The organism is Spirosoma luteolum (genome assembly GCF_054778875.1).
The window spans coordinates 394,145-413,453 of the sequence record NZ_BAAGZE010000006.1; the positions used below are offsets into that span (position 1 = coordinate 394,145).

The window sequence follows — 19,309 nt, forward strand, 5'->3', positions numbered from 1 at the left end:
AGCCCTCAGTGCATCCGGTCGCTGCGAACGGCCAGATTCGCCACGATATCGGCCTCTACGGCCAGAAATTCTTTCCAGCGCGCCCGCACCCGCTCGGCGGGCAGGTAGGCTTCGGCCAGTTCGATAAAGGTGCGGTAGTGGCCCGCTTCGGAAATCATCAGTTCGCGGTAAAACTTACGCAGCCCCTCATCGCCGATGTGCTCCGACAACAGCTTGAACCGCTCGCAGCTCCGGGCTTCGATCAGGGCGTTTATTAGCAGGTTGTCGAGCAGTTGCTCGCGGGCGTCGCCGATGGGCCGGCGCAGCCGACTCCGCAGCTGATTGACGTACTCATCTTTGCGCTGCCGCCCCAGCGGAATGTTGCGTTTCCGCAGTTCGGCGAGCACCCGGTGAAAATGGCCCCACTCCTCGGCCACGATCGGCGTCAGCACCGACACGATGGTTTCTTTATCGGCATACTGCACGATCAGCGAAATGCACGACGAAGCGGCTTTCTGCTCGCACCAGGCGTGGTCGATCAGGATGTCGCCGATGTTCATTTCGGCAATGCCGACCCAGCGAGGGTCGGTTGGTAATGCTAATCCAAGAGTTGTCAGTGACATAGACAAAAGCGGCCGAAACAGCCTTGTTTACGCCCGAAAGATACGCATTTGGTCACCGCCACGCCAGTTCTCCCGCCGAACCGATCACGGCTATAAACCGTTTAGGAGGCATGCAACGTATTTCACTGTATTTACTCCTGGTCCTGACGGGTCTGCTCATGGCCTGCAACTCGTCGTCGACAACCAAGACTACTGAAACGGCCAAGGATACCCGCCCGGCTACCCTGCCTACCCTGCAGCCCGGCGAAGCCGTCGCTACGCTGGCCGGGGGCTGCTTCTGGTGTCTGCAGGAAGAGCTGCAATCGCTGAAGGGCGTGCGGGCCGTCGTTTCGGGCTACGCGGGCGGCACGCTCGAGAACCCCACCTATGAGCAGGTAGGCACCGACCAGACCGGCCACGCCGAATCGGTTCAGGTGTATTACGACCCGAATGTGCTGCCCTTTGGGGTGCTGCTCGACGGCTTCTTTGCCGGCCACGACCCCACCACCCCCAACCAGGAGGGTCCCGATGTGGGTTCGCAGTACCGCTCGATTGCCTTTTACCGCACCCCGGCCGAGAAAGCCGCCATCGAGGCTGCCATCAAACGCGCCAATGCGTCGGGTTATTTCCGCGATCCGGTCGTGACGCAGGTGGTGCCCTTCAAGGCCTTTTACCCGGCCGAGGTATACCACCAGGGCTACTACGCTCTCCACCCCGACGAAGCGTATATCCAGCGGGTGTCACTGCCTAAAGTAACCGAATTCCGCAAGCGGATGGCGGCCTATCTGAAATCATCCACGGCGGCTCAATAAGTGCTGTCGACACGATTCAGCTAAACAGCCCCGGTCTGTGCAATGCGCACGGACCGGGGCTGTTGGCCGTTAAAGCGGTTACTAGCCCAGGCTCAGAATCAGTTCAAACTCATCGGGTCGCACGGGCATCACCGATAGCCGCGACTGTTTGATCAGCCCCATGTTGGCCAGCAGCGGCTCGGCCTTGATCTGCGCCAGGGTTACGGGCCGGGCAAGGGGCATCACCGGCTCCAGCTCGACCACCACCCAGCGCAGATCGTCGGGGCTGGTCGGGTCGGGATAGGCTTCGCGTACCACGGTGGCCAGACCCACTACACCGGGCTTCGTTACACTATGGTAAAACAGGACCTGATCGCCCTGCTTCATGGCATTGAGGTTGTTGCGGGCCTGGTAGTTCCGAACGCCATCCCAGACGGCGCGTCCCTGTTCCACAAATTGGTTCCACCCGTAGGTATCGGGTTCTGATTTGACAAGCCAGTAAGTCAAGGTCGTACATAAACGAGCCGACCGGCACCCTGTGGGGCACCGGTCGGCTCGTCGTTGATGGGGTTATCAATAATAATCGTCGTGGTCCTGTCCGGTGCCGAAGGGGTTGCCGTATTCATCCTCCTCGTCTTCGTAGCGCGAGCCGGCGTTCATATACGTCAGCGCTTTCTTCAGAATCATCACCTGACCGGTGTGGTACATATCGTGGTTGATGATACCGTGGAGCATGTCGTAGTAGGTATAATCACGGCCCGGCACGATGTCTTCCAGGAACTCATCGTCGTCGCGTTTGTCGAGCTCGTTGATCAGTTCTTCCTGGCTGAGGCTAAGCTCCATTTCAAGCGCTTCCCACTCAAAATCATCGATTTTATCGGGCAGGGCACCAAAGTTTTTTTCGGGCGTCAGGATATCGAAATCGGCATCGCCCTGCATTTTCTTCACGCAGAAAATGCGCCAGCTGGTCATGTGAAAAACAAGCTCGGCAATGCTGTGCGTATTAGGAGCAATCCGGCGTCCGGCCAGATCAGGTGTCACCCCACGCAGCGCTTCCACAACCGACGGGCCATGCCAGGCCTCCTCGCCTTCGTAGGTGGTATTCAGTAAATCAATGATTCGTATCAGTTCGTCATTCTGAACCATAGCACTTCGTTATTTCCGGGAGAATGGCGGCAAAGCCCGTCGCCTTCTCGTTGTTAATGAATTGTATAACCCACACGCGAGACCAGCGGTTCGGTCGGCTTCTGGCCTGACGCCTGCGGTGGGGTAAGCAACAGGGCCTGATCGCTAAAACGGTTCTACCCGCCGGGATTCAGTATCCTGCCTCAGACAAAGGTAAATTAATATTACCCGTGTCGCGCAAAAAAAAGCCGATCGACACGGCAAAAACTCCTTCGGCTGCCCCCGGCTCCGGCCTGCCCGGCCCCAGCGACTGGCCCCGACGCTGCCCATAGCAGGAACCCATGCTGACCGTACGCTCAGGAAGGCTACCCAACCAATCAGGTACGTCAACTTTTGTAACCTCTTCTATACAAAATATACTTATATTGCTGATATCAAAGTTTTTACTAATTTATTCATAGCCTCTTTCACCTTTACCGCGCTAAAGTTGTCATATTTGCCTAAACCTAAGAATAAGTAATTATTTTCAGTAATAATACTTAATTTTCAGGCACTTGTATCCTATTCGTTGTTTGCTTAACCCATGAAATATGTATCATCAACTGAAAGACGAAGAACTCATACGTGAGTATGTGCTGACGCGACAGAATAACTACTTCGAAACGCTGTATAAGCGGTACGTCAGCAAGGTTTATCGCCGGTGTCTTTCACTGACCAAAGACTCTGCCCGGGCCGAAGATTTTACCCACGACATTTTTTTGCGGGTCTACGGCAACCTCAACACGTTTAAAGAACGTTCGGCCTTTTCGACCTGGCTCTACTCGATCTCCTACAACTACTGCATGGACCAGCTGCGCCATGCCAACCGGACGTCGCTTGTTTCGCTCGACAGCGACCAGGAGTACGAGTTTGCCGATCCCGTCGAGTCGGATGGCGTTGACGGGCAGTTACAACAACTGGCGCAGGTGATGGGAACGATTTCGCCCGACGAGATCCGGATGCTGCGGCTCAAGTATGAGGAAGGGCTCGATATCCGCGAAATCGCCGAGCAGTTCAACCTGAAAGACAGCGCGGTCAAGATGCGGCTCAAACGCACCCGCGACAAGATCCGGCGTCTGTACGACAACCAGTCTTATTAGTCCTGAGCTACTAGTTGAGGTTCAGCCCGATCGTTACACCCAGATAAGGTTTGTTTCGATAGATCCAAAGTGGGTTATCCGAACTGGCCAGGTTTTCGAACCCCAGGGCCAGCCCCGCCGTGAACGTTTTGTAGCCTACTATGCTGGCCAGACCATAGTTCAGGCCGAGGGCTTCGTATTCGTCGGTGATGGCTCCGTTCGTCGTAAATGTACTGACCAGCGCCGACCCAACACTGGCGAATCCGCCGAGTCCGAAGCTGAACGACCGGATCTCCGACCGTCGCTCCTTACGGAAGAACAGCGTTCGGTACCCACCCCGGTCGTACCGCAGGCCCACATACACGCCGATGTTCGGATTGGTGTTGAGTTGACCGGGATGGCCATCCTGCCGAAACCGGTACTTGAAAGGCACCGTAAACAGGTCGACATCGAACGATTTGAGCTGGTAGTTGAACCAGGGACTTTCTTCCTTTATCCGCTTCAGCACCGGGTTGTGATGCACGAACAGAATAGCTGCCGAATCGGTGCGGTCGAGAGTTTCGGGGTCGTAATCGGCGGGGGGGAGCGATGCCGCAATAAACTCGGCAAAGAGGGTGTCGTTCCGCTCATAGAGCCCTGCCTTCGACAGGGTTCTATTCCGTTTTTCCTGCACCCGCCCACCCCTGTCGTAGGTAAACAGCGTCTGGTTGGGCCGCACCTGAAAAATATCGTTCAGCTCCAGAATTTCGGATCGCTGCCGTACACTGGCACAACCGCTCAGGAGCCCCGCCAGGAGGCCGAATATCAGGATAAGTCGTTTCATCGACGCTACTAACAAGGGCCACCCCGGCCCTGTTCCCGCCCCGGTAGATTTACGGGTGGGAACCAGTTGCCCGGATGGCCCCGCTACCTACCGCGCCGTACCGAAATCGGTTACCCAGTAGTGCTTGTACGTACTGGCGCTGTTGTAGGTGTAGCCAACGCCAACCTCCCTGAAATTAGCGCTCATGATGTTTTTGCAGTGCCCCGGCGATTTGAGCCAGCCGTCGACCACCGCCCGCACGGTGGGATAGCCAGCCGCAATGTTTTCGCCGGCGGCCCGCCAGCTGTAGCCCGCCCGGGTCATGCGATCCCAGGGTTGCGAACCGTCGCGACCGGTGTGGCTGAAGTAATTGTTAGCGGCCATGTCGGCGGCATGCCCTTCCGACGCCGTGTTGAGCAGCCCGTTCAGCGTCAGGGCCGGCACGGCCGGATAGGTCGTGGTACCACACTGGCAGGGCTTCGATCGGGCCTGGTTCAGGTAGGTAAGTAGTTCCTGTTGCTGCGCCGTGGTAGCCAGGCGGGCCCCACCGGTACTGGCCGGCGTGGTGGTGCTCCCACCAGCCACATCGGTATAAACCGAAGATGCAACCGGAGCGGGCGTCTGTACGCCGGTTTCGTCGGCCGACTGACAGCCGGTAAGCGCGCCCAGTACAAGCAGTGACGACAGTAGCGAATACGTAGTTTTCATAGGGTAGTTTACTTGGTCGATTTGTTGAGTAAACGGTAGACAATACCCGTTCAGTACATCAACACACCCAAAAAACTACCGTCTAATAAACAAACAGCGCTTTACCAGTCATAACGCCGGCGCTTTCAAAGAGTTAGGCGTAGTGGCTTATTTACGCTGCCAGTTGCTTGTTTCGACCGTAGGACGGAGCAGATACACGTCGAGGAGCGCGTAGGGCCGGGCCAGGTATTCGCGGACCAGCGTCCGGAACGAATAGCCGTCGGGCACATCCTGGGCGGCAAAGGCAATGGCTTCGATGCCCTCGTGGTTGCCGATAAACAGCGCCCGGGTGTTGTGAAAATTCTGGGAGATAATCGTGATCTTCTCTTGGTTGAACACCTCCTTGCAGCGCACCACCGAATCGAAGGTTCGGTAGCCGGCATAGTCGAGGGTCATGACCGATGCCGGTACACCCAGCCGCACCAGTGCCCGCTGCATATCGGCGGGCTCGTTGTAGTATTCAGAATCGTTGTTGCCGCTCAGCACCAGGTATTTCACCTTGCCTTCTTTCCAGAGCCGCGCCGAGGCTTCCATGCGGTACCGGAAAAACAGGTTTTCCTTCCCCGATCGAACAAACTTGCTGGTACCCAGCACCAGCCCTACATCGTTGGCCGGCAACTGGTGAATGTCAAAATACGTCTGATGCCGCGTATTGTAGACGACCCACCAGTTGCTCACCAGAATCAGTACGACGCCCGTAAACGACAGCACGACCAGCCCTTTCACCGTCCGTTTGACCACGCGCACCCACGTACCCTCGGTGTGAGGCATCTCATCGGTGTAATCGGTGGCAAACGTTGTATTCATGCGGTCGGTTTGTCGAGGCAGAAGCCGGATGCTGGCCGGCGTCGTTCTGCGATGTTACGAAAACAATCCCAGCTGCTGGGGTTCTTTCTGGTCGGACGCACTGCTGTCGGTTTCGATCGTATCCAGCAGGGTGGCCATTACCTCGGGCGGAGTATCACGCACCACCCTGGGCTCCAGCAACTTCACTTCTTTAATCCGGGCAAAGGGCAATTTGTTCCCCAGTGCTTTCCAGCCCCGGACTTCGATGAAGCCCTCGGGCTCCAGTATCATCTTCTCGACCGGTCCGCGCTCTTTCACCTGATAGATCAGCTCGATGCGCGGGAAGCGATCGGTGGTTACGGCCAGGTTTTTCGAGCCCTTGCTGTCGCCGATAAAGCTGAATTTCTTATCGAGCGAGGTCGTCTCTACCTTGAACCGTTTTACGTACCACGCTTTCTGATTCGCTTCGTAGTACACCGACGATACAACGGTTTCGGGGTCGAATTTGGTGAGCGACGCAATATCGCCGGGCTCGTAGCGGTTGGTGAGGTCGAAGCTGGTCAGCTCGTACTGCCCGTCTTTGTAGACAACCAGAATACTGTCTTTAGCCTCGAAATTGCCCAGCAGCCGGCCACGCTCGTCACGGTTGAGCCGGCCCATATGCTCATCGTACCAGATATCGACGCCCCCCAGGGTCGACACGCCCCCCGTTTTCTGGGTCAGCTTCCGGACCGGGTACTTGGTCAGGATGTTGCCCTGGGCCGCCCGGTTTTTGATACCCACGCTGGCAAAATCATAGTCGAACTGCTTGATCTTGGCCGAACTCTGGGCGGTCAGATTCACCGTAATGACCTCCGCTTCACCGTTGTCATTCGCACTAAAGTACGTAATTTTTGACTTCGGGTTGCCCATGGTCAGGTCATATTCGCGGTCGCGGGTAACGGCCGTTACGGGAAAACGCTTGGCCATCGAAATTCCCGACTTCCCATCGAGGTAGATCAGGTTGTAGATTTTCCGTTCGTCGTTTTTCTTAAAGACCGACACATACAGAATATCCTTTCCCACAAACACCTTCTCCTGTATTTTGGTGACCAGACATTTGCCATCGCGCCGGAACACAATCACATCGTCGATGTCGGAGCAGTCGCTTACGTATTCGTCTTTCTTGAGGCCGTAGCCGATAAAGCCGTTTTCGCGGTCGACGTAAAGTTTCTGGTTGGCCGCAGCCACCACGTTGGCAGCAATCGTGTTGAACGCCCGAATCTCCGTTTTGCGTTCGCGCCCCTTGCCATACTTTTTCTGCAGGTCTTTGAAGTAGTTGATCGCAAAGCGGGTAATATTGGCCAGGTTGTCTTCCGTCTCAGCCAGTTCCTGCTCCAGCCGGCGCATCAGCTCATCGGCCTTGAACCCATCGTACTTCGAAATCCGCTTGATCTTGATCTCGGTCAGTCGGATCAGGTCGTCTTCGGTAATCTCCCGGTAAAACTGTTTCCTGAACGGCTTGAGCGCTTTGTCGATGGTGGCCAGTACGGCTTCAAACGTTTCGCACTCCTCGATTTTGCGGTAAATCCGGTTTTCGATAAAAATCTTTTCGAGCGAGCTGTAGAGCAGCCGTTCCATCAGTTCACTACGCCGGATTTCGAGTTCGCGTTGCAGCAGCTGCACCGTCTGGTGGGTATTGACCCGCAGAATGTCGCTCACACTCACGAAATGGGGCTTGTCGCCGATAATGACGCAGGCATTGGGCGAGATGCTGACCTCACAGTCGGTGAAGGCGTAGAGCGCGTCGATCGATACATCGGGCGACACGCCGGGCTGCAGGTGCACCAGCACCTCCACGTCTCTGGCCGTATTGTCGACCACGGCGGCCACGTTGCGGCTGGGGGCCTTGATCCGGATTTTACCCAGCTCGGCCGCTTTCACAATCGAGTCGATGAGCTGTGAAGTCGTCACGCCATAGGGCACATCGCGAATGGCCAGCGTTTTCTTGTCGACCTCCTCGATCCGGGCCCGCACCCGCACTTTGCCGCCCCGGTGACCATCGTTGTAATTGCTCACATCGATAAGCCCCCCCGTCTGGAAATCGGGAAAGAGCGTCACGGGTTTGTCTTTCAGAATCTGGATCGAGGCTTCGATCAGCTCGTTGAAGTTGTGGGGCAGAATCTTGGTCGACAGCCCGACCGCGATACCTTCGACGCCCTGCGCCAGCAGGAGCGGAAACTTGACGGGCAGCGTGACGGGCTCGCGCTTGCGGCCATCGTACGATAGCTGCCATTCGGTGGTTTTGTCGTTGTAAACCGTGTCGTGGGCAAACTTCGAGAGCCGCACCTCGATGTAGCGCGGAGCCGCGGCCCCGTCGCCCGTCCGTACGTCGCCCCAGCTCCCCTGCGTATCGAAGAGCAGTTCTTTCTGGCCAATGTTGACCAGGGCTTCGCCGATGGAGGCATCACCGTGGGGGTGATACTGCATGGTTTGCCCGATCACGTTGGCAACCTTGTTGAAACGACCATCGTCCATCTCGCGCAGGGCGTGCAGAATCCGGCGCTGAACGGGTTTCAGCCCATCCTCCACGGCGGGCACGGCCCGTTCCAGAATCACGTAGGACGCGTAGTCGAGAAAGTAATTTTCGTATAACCCCGACACCACCGTCTGGTCGTGGAGGAGTTCGGTAGGTGGATTGATTGGCTGGTCATCGGCCCCGCTGGCATCGGGCGAATCGGCCGCAGCATCGGCAGGCGTAAGGTCGCCGGTCGGGTCGACTGATTCATCCATCGGGTCCAGATTTTCTTCGTTCATCATGAAAGACTACACAATACTATCAATGGAAACTGGTGGCCGAACGGTGGCCGCTCAGGCCCGTTGTTCGACTCCCTAAATATACGCAAAAAAGTTGAAAAAGCCGCTCTGCGTCGTCTATGGCTTTATTTGGACCAGCCCGGGCCTAGTAGCCGCGCCCCAGCCCGACCTCATTTTCGACCGGTTCGCCCCGCTCCAGCCGGTGCAGGTTGCGCAGCAGTTGCTCCACCTTACCCTGATCTTCGTCGGGCTGACCTCCCCCGGTATGCTGGGTCAGCAGCACGTTGGGCAGCGCCCACAGCGGACTATCGGCGGGCAGCGGTTCAGTGTCGGTAACATCGAGCACAGCCCCCGCCAGCCGGCCAGCCTGCAGCGCGTCGATCAGGGCCGCTTCGTCGGTGGTGCTGCCCCGGCCCACGTTGGCGTAAAGACAACGAGCCGGCATGGCCCCGATCACCTCGGCCGAAACAAAGCCGGTAGCCGTACCGGGCAGGCAGTTGATGACCAGATCGGTTTCGGGCAGAGCCGCCCTCAGTTCATCGACCGAGTGGATATCGGCCTGCGCATCGGTGCGGGCCAGCATCGTCACGCGGCAGTCGAAACCCGTCAGCATCTGCCGCACGGCGCGTCCGATGGTGCCCGTACCGAGAATGATGACGCGTTTGTGGCGCAGCAGATCGGTACGCTGTCGCATGGGCGCCCCGACCCACTCGCTACGGCTCTGTAGTACGGCCAGCTCCGGAATCCGGCGGTAGAAGGCCATAATGCCGGCAATCATGGTTTCGGCGCAGGGCCAGGCAAAATAATCGCCCATGTTGGCCACCTTCGCCCGTGTCTGCACCCCCCGGTATTTATCGAACCCGGCCGAGTCGAGCTGCCAGAACGCCAGTTTGTCGGTTAGTCCGGTCAGCCAGCTAACCGGTGGATTACCGAACAGGGCGTCGGCCGTTCGGAGCGCATCGGGCTGGGCGGCATCGGGCAGGTCGCTCCGAAAGATGGGCGTAACGGAAGCCGGAAGCTGACGGCGCAGCAACGCGGTTAGTTGATCGGTCAGGGCTGGGTAGATGAAGAGTTGCATAGGGGATCTACGAAAAAACGGGTCAATTGGTTGCCGGCTGCTCCTGCCACAGCGGGGTGCCGGCGGGCGGAATGCCGCCCAGCGGTTTGCCGCCCAGCGGTATAAACACGACTCGGCCGGCCACGGGAAAACGGGTTTGGGCAATGGGGGGGCCGTAGCGTCGATAAAACTGCCGGGTCTGGTCGGGTGTCAGGTAGTCGGGATAGAGGTTGATGCCGGCAAACCGGTTCTGGCGAAGAAACCGGTCGAGAAACTGCCAGTCGGTTTCGGTGAAGACGCGGCCGGGCGTCAGCAGCCGCGGCCACCCATCGCGCAGAAACGGCTGAATCTGATCGGGATGCAGCCGCCCCAAATACTGGCCTACCCCGCTTTTGTCATAAAACCGCCGGAAGGTAAAGACTGCGTTCTGATCGTAATAAGGGCAAAGACCCTGTTTCTTACCCACCCCGTCGGCCCCGACGGTGCAGAACGGAAAGTCGAGCACGGCCTCGCCCGGCTGGGCCCGCACCACGGCACAAAAGCGCACGACATCGGGCGATACCACCGATACGGGCACGATGCGCCGGAGTCCGTAGGCCGTCTGCCACTCGCTAACCAGCAGCACCAGCAGGGCCGTCAGCCCTACCCTACCCAGCGTGTGGCGGGGCCGGCGTACACCCAGCGCCAGCACGCCCAGCAGCACCGGATACACCAGCGAGGCCCGGCCGCCGTGCCGGTTGTAGGTAAACCATGGAAACACTTTGAGCGTCGGCACCAGCACCGGGTGGTAGAGCAGACACAGCACCAGCATCAGCACCACCGGTGACCAGACAGCCACCCGCTGGCGGTGCTGCCACCAGCCCCAACCGGCCAGTAGCAGCACCGCCAGCCCGGGGCTACCCTGCCCGAAACTTTCGTAGACATCGCGCAGCCAGGGCCCGTAATCGCGGTCGAAGGTGTGCAGCCCCGGCAGGTAGGGAATAACCAGCCGCGCCGGGTGCGACCATTGTGGGGCCGTGGGCACCTCGGCAAAATCGAACGACCAGGCCGTTGTGGCAATCTGGATCGTCAGGGGCAGGTAAAGCCACAGGCTCAGGCCGATGGCGCCCCCCACCAGCCACAGCCGCCGGTCGGCGAGGCCCGCCCGCAACTGGGCCAGCTGCGCGGACGGGCCCGTTGCGCCGGCGCTGGTTGCTACCGGTACACCCGCAATCGGAATCAGTTCCGTATCGTGCCACCAGCGCCAGAGTCCCCAGCCCAGCACCGGCAGTGCCAGCGTGGTGAAGGTCAGTGCGAAACCCGCCACGTAGGCCAGCTCCTGACTGAGTACCTGCACGTGCAGCCACACCCAGACGCCCACAAATACAAGCGATAGCGGCCGGCGGTCGGCCACGTCGAGCAGGAGCCGGAAGGTGGCCAGCATACACAGCACGGTCCAGTGGTCGATGCAGACGTTCATGTGCACCGGAAATTTCCAGACGGCGTAGGCGTTCATAACCGACACGCCCAGGGCCAGCAGGCCTGCCCGCACCACCCCGAACCGGCTTTGCAGCAGCGCCACCGTGCCCCCCGCCGATACGATCAGCGTGTAGAGATAGTACCACTGCAGATACGGGCCGGGGCCGCCGTGCAGGCGGTAGCAGAGTGCATACCAGTAGTCGCGCTCGAAGCCCCAGTCGAGAAAAACCTGCGTCAGGCCGTAGGGATAAAACGTTTGGTTGTTGTGAAGCGTCAGTTGCGGCCAGGGCCACAGGTGCAGGTTTTTGCCGAACACGTAGCCGACATATTCATACTGGTCGGTATCGGTACCGTCGGAAAGGGGGTGGCGGAAATCGCCGATCAGGGGGATGGCCAGGGCTGCGACCAGCCCCGCCACCAGCAGCACGGCTCCCCAGCGCCATCGACCGGGCGGGTGGGTCGGGCGGGCAGTACGGGCAGACCATGACAAGGGGGCAGAACGGTTCATTCGGACGGGTGGGCAGGCAACGGCCTGTTAGCAGCCTGATGGGCAAAAGTCTCGGTAAAGGGCTATTTTTGCAATTCATTCCCACCAGGGGAAGGCAAACCACCGATCTACCAATCGGAAAACAACGCAAAAAACGGATACCCGTTCCGTTTTCCAGACACATGGCCGAATACAATCACCGCGAGACCGAACAAAAGTGGCAGCAATTCTGGGATGAGCACCAGACGTTCCGCGCCAGCACCAGCAGTACCCGACCCAAATATTACGCCCTCGATATGTTTCCGTACCCGTCGGGCGCGGGGCTCCACGTTGGCCACCCGCTGGGCTACATCGCGTCGGACATCGTTTCGCGCTATAAACGACTCAAAGGCTATAACGTGCTGCACCCCATGGGGTTCGACTCGTTTGGCCTGCCCGCCGAGCAATACGCCATCCAGACTGGCCAGCACCCGGCCGTTACGACCGATACCAACATCAAACGGTATATCGAGCAACTCAAAAACATTGGCTTTAGCTACGACTGGACCGGGCCGGTGGCGGGCCGCGAGCTGCGCACCTCCGACCCCTCGTACTACAAATGGACACAGTGGATTTTTATGGAGCTGTTCCGGAGCTGGTACAACAAAGCTGCCGACCGGGCCGAACCCATCGAAACGCTGACGGCGGCCTTCGCCAGCCACGGCAGTGCAGGCGTCGACGCCGTGTGCGATGCCGACGCAACGGCCTTTACGGCCGCCGACTGGAACGCCATGAGCGACGAGGAACAATACCGCATTACGCTCCAGTACCGGCTGACGTTTCTGGCCGACGCGGTCGTGAACTGGTGCCCGGCACTGGGCACCGTGCTGGCCAACGACGAAGTAAAGGACGGCGTGTCGGAGCGGGGTGGCTATCCCGTTGAGCAGAAGCGGATGCGGCAGTGGATGATGCGCATCACGGCCTACGCCGACCGCCTGCTGACCGGCCTCGACACCATCGACTGGACCGAATCGATCAAGGAACAGCAGCGCAACTGGATCGGCAAATCGGTCGGTGCATCGGTGCGGTTTCCGGTGCAGGGTTTAGAATCGGCCGTTGGTGCGGCTGACACCGAAACCAGTACACCGAAAACCGCAAACTACATCGAGGTCTTCACCACCCGCGTCGACACCATCTACGGGGTTACGTTTCTGGTGCTGGCTCCCGAGCACGAGCTGGTATCGTTGCTGACCACCAATGCCCAGCGCGCAGCTGTCGACGCCTACGTAAATGCCGCCAAACTCCGCTCGGAGCGCGACCGCATGGCCGACACCAAAGGCGTATCGGGCGTATTTACGGGCAGTTACGCCCTGAATCCGGTCAACGATCAGCCCGTCCCCATCTACCTGGCCGATTACGTGCTGGCGGGCTATGGCACGGGTGCCGTTATGGCCGTACCCTCGGGCGACCAGCGCGACTACGGTTTTGCCAAACACTTCGAACTGCCCATCATTCCCGTCCTCGACGCGCAGCAGGGCCTCGACCAGCAGGCCGACAACACCAAAGAAGGGCACTACATCAATTCGGGCATCATCGACGGCCTGACCTATAAAGAAGCTACCGCCAAACTGATCGGGTTTCTGGAGGCCAAAGGTCTGGGTAAGGGCAAGATCAATTTCCGGATGCGCGACGCGGTGTTTAGCCGGCAGCGGTACTGGGGCGAGCCCGTACCGGTCTACTTCAAACCCGACAGCACGGGCGAGCCACTCCCCTACCTGATCGACGAAAGCGACCTGCCGCTTGAACTGCCCGAGGTCGATAAATACCTGCCCACTGAAACCGGCGAACCCCCGCTGGGCCGCGCCGAAGGCTGGCAGTATCAGGGTCAGTACGAGTACGAGCTGAGCACCATGCCCGGCTGGGCAGGTTCGTCGTGGTACTGGTACCGCTACATGGACCCGCAGAACGAAACTGCCTTTGCCTCCAAACAATCAATCGACTACTGGCAGAACGTGGATCTGTATGTGGGCGGCACCGAACACGCCACCGGCCACCTGCTCTACAGCCGTTTCTGGAATAAATTCCTCTACGACCGTGGCTACGTGCCGCAGGATGAGCCGTTCAAAAAGCTCATCAACCAGGGCATGATTCAGGGACGCAGCAACTTTGCCCACCGGCTCAAGGGTACGGGCGTCGAAGGTGTAGCGCCCGTATTTGTATCGCTCAACCAGCTTGGCGATCAGGACGTGACGTCACTCCATGTCGATGTCAACAGCGTCGATAACGATGTACTCAACGTCGACGCGTTCCGGGCTGCCCGCCCCGACCTGACGACCAGCCCCGACGGCCTGCCCGCTCAGTTCATCACCGAGCCCGACGGCAAGTTTGTAGTGAGCGCCGAAGTCGAGAAAATGTCGAAGTCGAAGTTCAACGTGGTGAACCCCGATGATATCGTGGAGCGCTACGGGGCCGATGTGCTGCGGCTTTACGAAATGTTCCTTGGCCCCCTCGAACAGGCCAAGCCCTGGAACACCAACGGCATTGACGGCGTGTATCGCTTCATCCGGAAATTCTGGCGGCTGTTCTACAAAGACAGCGCCACCGGCGACAGCCAGTGGATCGTTACCGACGAGTCGCCTACGCCCGCCGAGCTGAAGGTGCTGCACAAAACCATTCAGAAAGTTGAAAACGACGTTGAAACCTACTCGTTCAACACCTCCGTATCGGCCTTTATGGTGTGCGTCAATGAGTTGACTACGCTGAACTGCCACAAACGCGCGGTATTGCAGGAACTGGTGCTGCTGCTGTCGCCCTATGCACCCCACATCGCCGAAGAACTGTGGACCGCCCTCGGCAACGAAGCGGGTTCGGTATCGTTCGCCACCTTCCCCGTGTTCAACCCCAACTACCTGGTCGAAGACACCTTCGATTACCCCATCCAGATCAACGGGAAGGTACGGACTACGCTGAGCTTTGGGCTCGACCAGGCCCCCACAGCCATCGAACAGGCGGTATTGGCCGATGAGGTGGTGCAGAAGTGGCTCGAGGGCAAAACGCCCAAAAAAGTGGTGGTGGTGCCCAAACGCATTGTCAACGTCGTGATCTAATGGGCTGACCCGCCACCCATTCCGGCAGGCTAGCAAACAGAAAATATGCATATTAGTGGCGCCATTCCGCAAACGGAGTGGCGCTTTTTTCGTTATGCCCACCCACCGACTTCGCCAACTCGTACTACTCCTTTTTTTCCTGTCGGGCTTTGCCGCCCTGCTCTATCAGGTTGTCTGGCAGCGCCTGCTCGTATTCTACACCGGCTCCGACACCGTCAGCATCAGTCTGATCGTGTCGGCCTTCATGACGGGGCTGGGGATCGGGTATCTGGCGGGGGGGCAACTGGCCGACCGGGCCACGCCGGGCCAGAACCTGCGCTACTTCGTGGCGGCCGAACTGGGTATCATGGCCTTTGCCCTGCTGAGCAAGTGGATCCTGTACGATTTTCTTTACGCGTCGGCCCCGCCCCCCGGCGAAACGCCGGTACTGCTGTATCTGGTGGTGTTCGGCGTGCTGCTGATTCCGACCGGCCTGATGGGCGTATCGCTGCCGGTGCTGGCGCGAGCGTTCCGCTTCGGCGACCTGACTGATCAGACCCGCTACATCAGTCTATTATATTTCATCAACACCCTTGGGGCTTCTGTGGGGGCGCTCGTTACCGGCTTTGTGCTGGTGCGCCGGCTGGGATTCGAGCATGCCCTGTGGGTAGGTGCCGCCCTCAACGCAGTCTGTGTGCTGGGGGCCTGGCTGAACCGACCCCGTGCCCAGCCCATCGCCGAGGTTGCTGGCTCCGCCCCGGTTGGTGACACCGCTCCTACCGATTCGTCGGCTACCCGTCTGTTTGGGCTCTGGTCGGTGCAGTACTTTATATCGGGGCTGGCCGCGCTGTCGCTCGAACTGATCTGGTTCCGGGTACTCGAAACCCTGATCAAATCGGTATCGCTCACGTTTGCGGTGCTGCTGGCCATTTACCTGGGCTCGATGGCGGTGGGTACACTGGTGGGTACGCGCTGCATGGCATGGCCCGCCCGGGTGCGCGAACGCGCCTTTCTGCTGGCGCAGGCGGGTCTCTATGCCTACACGCTGGTGTCGATTGCCCTGTTCGTAAACGGCGTGGGTCAGTGGCCTGCCCTGCGCGTCCTGAATGAGTACTTTCTAAGTGGCGAACCCGTGCTGAGCCCCCGCTTCAGTGTAATCACCTACGGCTTGGTGCCGCTTTTTCTGCTTTTCGTCCCCACCTTTCTGATGGGATTCAGCTTTTCACTGTCGCAGTCGCTTATTCATACGCAGGCCGGTCTGGTAGGTCGGCGGGTGGGCTGGCTCCAGTTCGTCAACATCGTCGGGTCGGCGCTGGGCGCCTGGGCCGTTACGTGGCTGGGCTTTCCTCTGGTGGGTACGGCGGTGCTTGTGCGCTGCCTGGGTGCCCTGGGGTTCGTGTACATAGCTATCTTGCTGTGGCGTCGGTCGGGGCCGGTACTTGCCCCGATAGCGCTGGCCGGTTTACTGCTCCTCGGCAGCTGGCAGATGCCCGGCAACGCGCGTTTCTGGCAGTTGCTCAATGGGCTGGCCGATGCGCGGCAGTTTTTGTTCGACGAAAACGAATCGTCGGTATCGGTCATCAAAACCACCCCCGATCAGAAAGCCGGCACCGTCTTCGTCAACGGCCTCAGTCAGAGCGGCCTGCCCTTTCAGTTCGACGAGGTACACACCTGGCTGGGTGCCCTGCCGATGCTGATTCATCCGCGTCCCGAGCGGGTAGCGGTGATTGGGCTGGGATCGGGCGGCACCGTAAACGGCATCGCCGGCCGACCCGAAACCCGGCAGATCGACTGTTTCGAGATCGCCACCAACCAGGCCCTGGTGCTGGCCCGGTATGCGGCCGTGTCGGGCGATACGGCGGTAGAGGCTATCCTGCGCGACCCGCGTCTGCAGCTGCGCCTGCACGATGGACGCTATGCTATCCGCAACGGCGGGGTTCAGTACGATGTCATCGAAGCCGACGCGCTGCGCCCCATCTCGGCCTATTCGGGCAACGTGTATTCCCGGGAATACTTCGAGCTCATCCGCTCCCGGCTGAAACCGGGTGGGCTGGCGGTTACCTGGTGCCCCACGGCGCGGGTGCTCAACACCTTCCGGGCGGTTTTTCCGTATGTCGTGTACGGCGAACGGCTGATTCTGATTGGCAGTAACCAGCCCATTCAGCTCGACTGGAACCAGATTCGGCAGCGCGCGGCTGTGCCCTTCACCGACCGGCACTACCGGCGGTCGGGCATCGATATGGGCGCCCTGATCAGTCGCTATCAGCCGCATACGGGTCCACTCCCCCGCCCGACCGTGGTCGCTACCGAGATCAATACCGATCTGTTTCCAAAAGATGAATACAGCATTCGCGTGGCCGACCGGGCCAGTTTTTAAGGGTCGGAACGGTTAGATTGGTAACAACCACACCCTGCCGTGCATCCGTTTGGCTTATCTTTGGCCAAACTCCTGACAACTGACGTTTTGAAAAGCTGTTTACGCTGGTTGCTGTGCCTGTGTCCGTTGCTGGCCAACGGGCAGGCCGATACCCTGATTCAACGGGGACGCCTGTTTTCGGTGACCCCCCTGCTGGGCCTCTCGGCGCCCGATCAGGTGGTACCGGCCACCGGTAAGGTGCCGCTGGGTGCCGAGTTTACCTACAGCTGGAGCACCACCAGCCGCCGGGCCTGGGAGCAGGGCCACAGCTTTGCCAACGTGGGCATCTACGCCAATTACATCGCCTTCCGCAACCCGGCGGTGCTGGGTCGAACGGGGGGGGCGGGGCTGTATTTCGAGCCGCTGATTGCGCCCGCCCACCGCGTCTACTATGCGGTGCGGCTGTCGGCGGGCCTGACTTACCTGACGCGGGTGTACGACCCGGTGACCAACCCTACCAACCAATACGTTAGTCTGCCCGTCAGCTCCGAAATCGGCGCAGCGTTCAGCGTGTTTTATCGCCTGACCGACCGGGTCCAGCTAACGGCCCGGGGGGTATATAACCACATCTCCAACGCCGGAACCCGGCAGCCCAACCAGGGTATCAATATCCCGACAGTGGGGCTGGGCGTGGCCTACGCCCCCCGCCCGCTGCGCTACCCCGACACCCGCACCTGGCGAACACCCGCTCCCGCCCACCGCTGGATGGCGCGGGCCCTGCTGCTGGGCTCGGTACGGGTGCTGCCCCAGACCACCACCACGCCCGAAATGGCCCTGCCCATGCTCGGGCTGAACTTGGTGGGCGGCTACCGGCTCAGTAACTCGCACGTGCTGTCGGGGGGGATTGAAGTCACCGACGACCGTTACTTCAAGGAGCAGATCAAACGCTGGGGGTATACCGACCAGCGCTACGTGCAGGGCAGTATTCTGGGTGGCTACGAATTCTGGCTGGGCCGCTATGCCTTCACGGCGCACATGGCCTGGAACGTGGTACGTCCGCAGCCCTACAAACCGGCCAGCTACCAGAAATACGGCCTGCTCTACCGAACCGACCGGGGGCTTACACTGGGCTTTCACGTCAAGGCCTACGGCGAGAGTACCAAAGGCTTTCAGGCGGCTGCTGGCTGGACATTCTGAGCCGCGGGATTGGCCAGCGCAGGCCGGTTGCACCCGGTTTACGCGTACTTTTGGCCCACAATCAACAACGTATGAATCGACCACTTATCAGCCTGGGCCTGATCGTCAGCCTGTTGGGCTGTTCTCCCAAAACCTATACGCGCCTTTCGGCCGGCCAGGGCAGTTCGTTTTTCAGCTACAAGCCAAACCAGACGCCTAAAATTTCGGCCCACCGGGGCGGTGGCGATCTGAAAGGATACCCCGAAAACTGCATCGAATCGTTCGATTACCTGGCCCGGCAGATGCCCGTGATTATCGAGTGCGACATCGATCTCACCAAAGACAGTGTGCTGGTGATGATGCACGACCAGACCCTCGACCGGACAACCACCGGCACCGGCCGCCTGATCGAAAAAACCTACGCCGAACTGGCAACGGTACGGCTCGAAGACAACCTGGGCAACCCGACGCCCTACCACATTCCGACGCTGGAGCAGGTACTGCGCTGGGGAAAGGATAAAGTCACGTTTACGCTCGACGTGAAACGGAACGTCTCGTTCGAAAAGGTGGTCGACATGATTCACCGCACCGGGGCGGGCAATTATGCCGCCGTGATTACGTATAACGCGGCCGATGCCGCCAAACTGCACCGGCTCGACCCGTCGCTGATGATCTCGGTCACCATCCGGAACCGGGCCGAATACGACCGCCTGCATGAACTGGGCGTACCCGATAACCGCATGATTGCCTTTGTGGGTGTCAAAGAACCCGATGCCGAGCTGTACCAGTTTCTGCACGGTAAACAGATTGCCTGCATTCTGGGTACGCTGGGTAACCTCGACAAACAGGCCGTAGCCAAAGGCGATCAGGTGTATCGGGGCTTTGCCAGCCGGGGCGCCGATATCATGTCGACCGATCGGCCGCTGGAGGTGTGGCGGGCGGTACGGTAAATCCGTATCCAGCC

At 59.5% G+C, this 19,309-nt stretch carries 15 protein-coding genes; 6 read left to right on the plus strand and 9 right to left on the minus strand.

What is annotated here, in order from left to right; genetic code table 11:
* Positions 1 to 5: 5 nt before the first annotated feature.
* Positions 6 to 602, minus strand: a complete 597-nt coding sequence (locus tag ACYVAC_RS12255; RefSeq protein WP_461097974.1) for a MiaE family protein — start codon at positions 600 to 602, stop codon at positions 6 to 8.
* Positions 603 to 712: 110 nt separating this feature from the next.
* Between ACYVAC_RS12255 and msrA the strand changes: the two genes are divergently transcribed.
* Positions 713 to 1,393: a peptide-methionine (S)-S-oxide reductase MsrA gene (gene msrA, locus ACYVAC_RS12260; RefSeq protein WP_461097975.1), complete on the plus strand. Its 681-nt coding sequence runs from the start codon at positions 713 to 715 to the stop codon at positions 1,391 to 1,393.
* 81 nt (positions 1,394 to 1,474) lie between these two features.
* On the opposite strand, the gene ACYVAC_RS12265 is transcribed toward msrA, so the two are convergent.
* Positions 1,475 to 1,879 carry an EVE domain-containing protein gene (locus tag ACYVAC_RS12265; RefSeq protein ID WP_461097976.1) on the minus strand — a complete coding sequence of 135 codons (405 nt, stop codon included), beginning with the start codon at positions 1,877 to 1,879 and terminating at the stop codon, positions 1,475 to 1,477.
* Between the two features lie 66 nt (positions 1,880 to 1,945).
* The gene (locus ACYVAC_RS12270) at positions 1,946 to 2,518 is read right to left on the minus strand and encodes a DinB family protein (RefSeq protein WP_461097977.1); all 573 of its coding nucleotides are present in this window, start codon (positions 2,516 to 2,518) and stop codon (positions 1,946 to 1,948) included.
* 569 nt (positions 2,519 to 3,087) lie between these two features.
* On the opposite strand from ACYVAC_RS12270, the gene ACYVAC_RS12275 reads away from it, so the two are divergent.
* Positions 3,088 to 3,636, plus strand: a complete 549-nt coding sequence (locus ACYVAC_RS12275; RefSeq protein WP_461097978.1) for an RNA polymerase sigma factor — start codon at positions 3,088 to 3,090, stop codon at positions 3,634 to 3,636.
* 10 nt (positions 3,637 to 3,646) lie between these two features.
* On the opposite strand, the gene ACYVAC_RS12280 is transcribed toward ACYVAC_RS12275, so the two are convergent.
* The 6 genes from ACYVAC_RS12280 to ACYVAC_RS12305 form a co-directional block, all read right to left on the minus strand.
* A complete protein-coding gene (locus ACYVAC_RS12280; protein WP_461097979.1) occupies positions 3,647 to 4,438 on the minus strand; it encodes a hypothetical protein in 792 nt (263 codons plus the stop codon).
* Between the two features lie 87 nt (positions 4,439 to 4,525).
* A complete protein-coding gene (locus tag ACYVAC_RS12285; RefSeq protein WP_461097980.1) occupies positions 4,526 to 5,125 on the minus strand; it encodes a CAP domain-containing protein in 600 nt (199 codons plus the stop codon).
* A gap of 147 nt (positions 5,126 to 5,272) precedes the next feature.
* Positions 5,273 to 5,971, minus strand: coding sequence for a SanA/YdcF family protein (locus tag ACYVAC_RS12290; protein ID WP_461097981.1), 699 nt, complete (start codon positions 5,969 to 5,971; stop codon positions 5,273 to 5,275).
* A gap of 54 nt (positions 5,972 to 6,025) precedes the next feature.
* On the minus strand, positions 6,026 to 8,746 hold the full coding sequence (locus tag ACYVAC_RS12295) for a DNA gyrase/topoisomerase IV subunit A (protein WP_461098226.1): 2,721 nt from the start codon (positions 8,744 to 8,746) through the stop codon (positions 6,026 to 6,028).
* A gap of 145 nt (positions 8,747 to 8,891) precedes the next feature.
* Entirely contained in the window at positions 8,892 to 9,824 is a 933-nt protein-coding gene (locus ACYVAC_RS12300) for a D-2-hydroxyacid dehydrogenase (RefSeq protein ID WP_461097982.1), read from the minus strand.
* A 22-nt stretch (positions 9,825 to 9,846) separates the two neighbouring features.
* A complete protein-coding gene (locus ACYVAC_RS12305; RefSeq protein WP_461097983.1) occupies positions 9,847 to 11,769 on the minus strand; it encodes a hypothetical protein in 1,923 nt (640 codons plus the stop codon).
* Positions 11,770 to 11,930: 161 nt separating this feature from the next.
* Here ACYVAC_RS12305 and leuS point away from each other — a divergent pair, with 161 nt between their 5' ends.
* The 4 genes from leuS (at position 11,931) to ACYVAC_RS12325 (ending at position 19,295) form a co-directional block, all read left to right on the plus strand.
* Positions 11,931 to 14,834 carry a leucine--tRNA ligase gene (gene leuS, locus ACYVAC_RS12310; protein WP_461097984.1) on the plus strand — a complete coding sequence of 968 codons (2,904 nt, stop codon included), beginning with the start codon at positions 11,931 to 11,933 and terminating at the stop codon, positions 14,832 to 14,834.
* A gap of 94 nt (positions 14,835 to 14,928) precedes the next feature.
* Positions 14,929 to 17,190, plus strand: coding sequence for a fused MFS/spermidine synthase (locus ACYVAC_RS12315; RefSeq protein WP_461097985.1), 2,262 nt, complete (start codon positions 14,929 to 14,931; stop codon positions 17,188 to 17,190).
* Positions 17,191 to 17,277: 87 nt separating this feature from the next.
* On the plus strand, positions 17,278 to 18,366 hold the full coding sequence (locus ACYVAC_RS12320; protein ID WP_461097986.1) for an acyloxyacyl hydrolase: 1,089 nt from the start codon (positions 17,278 to 17,280) through the stop codon (positions 18,364 to 18,366).
* Positions 18,367 to 18,437: 71 nt separating this feature from the next.
* Entirely contained in the window at positions 18,438 to 19,295 is an 858-nt protein-coding gene (locus ACYVAC_RS12325; RefSeq protein WP_461097987.1) for a glycerophosphodiester phosphodiesterase family protein, read from the plus strand.
* The last annotated feature ends 14 nt before the right edge of the window (positions 19,296 to 19,309 follow it).

What these genes read in the sequence shown, in the direction of transcription:
- ACYVAC_RS12255 (WP_461097974.1), bottom strand. Translation starts at nt 602, where the DNA reads ATGTCACTGACAACTCTTGGATTAGCATTACCAACCGACCCTCGCTGG.
- ACYVAC_RS12315 (WP_461097985.1), top strand. Translation starts at nt 14,929, where the DNA reads ATGCCCACCCACCGACTTCGCCAACTCGTACTACTCCTTTTTTTCCTG.
- msrA (WP_461097975.1), top strand. Translation starts at nt 713, where the DNA reads ATGCAACGTATTTCACTGTATTTACTCCTGGTCCTGACGGGTCTGCTC.
- ACYVAC_RS12285 (WP_461097980.1), bottom strand. Translation starts at nt 5,125, where the DNA reads ATGAAAACTACGTATTCGCTACTGTCGTCACTGCTTGTACTGGGCGCG.
- ACYVAC_RS12275 (WP_461097978.1), top strand. Translation starts at nt 3,088, where the DNA reads ATGTATCATCAACTGAAAGACGAAGAACTCATACGTGAGTATGTGCTG.
- leuS (WP_461097984.1), top strand. Translation starts at nt 11,931, where the DNA reads ATGGCCGAATACAATCACCGCGAGACCGAACAAAAGTGGCAGCAATTC.
- ACYVAC_RS12295 (WP_461098226.1), bottom strand. Translation starts at nt 8,746, where the DNA reads ATGAACGAAGAAAATCTGGACCCGATGGATGAATCAGTCGACCCGACC.
- ACYVAC_RS12300 (WP_461097982.1), bottom strand. Translation starts at nt 9,824, where the DNA reads ATGCAACTCTTCATCTACCCAGCCCTGACCGATCAACTAACCGCGTTG.
- ACYVAC_RS12290 (WP_461097981.1), bottom strand. Translation starts at nt 5,971, where the DNA reads ATGAATACAACGTTTGCCACCGATTACACCGATGAGATGCCTCACACC.
- ACYVAC_RS12305 (WP_461097983.1), bottom strand. Translation starts at nt 11,769, where the DNA reads ATGAACCGTTCTGCCCCCTTGTCATGGTCTGCCCGTACTGCCCGCCCG.
- ACYVAC_RS12270 (WP_461097977.1), bottom strand. Translation starts at nt 2,518, where the DNA reads ATGGTTCAGAATGACGAACTGATACGAATCATTGATTTACTGAATACC.
- ACYVAC_RS12325 (WP_461097987.1), top strand. Translation starts at nt 18,438, where the DNA reads ATGAATCGACCACTTATCAGCCTGGGCCTGATCGTCAGCCTGTTGGGC.
- ACYVAC_RS12280 (WP_461097979.1), bottom strand. Translation starts at nt 4,438, where the DNA reads ATGAAACGACTTATCCTGATATTCGGCCTCCTGGCGGGGCTCCTGAGC.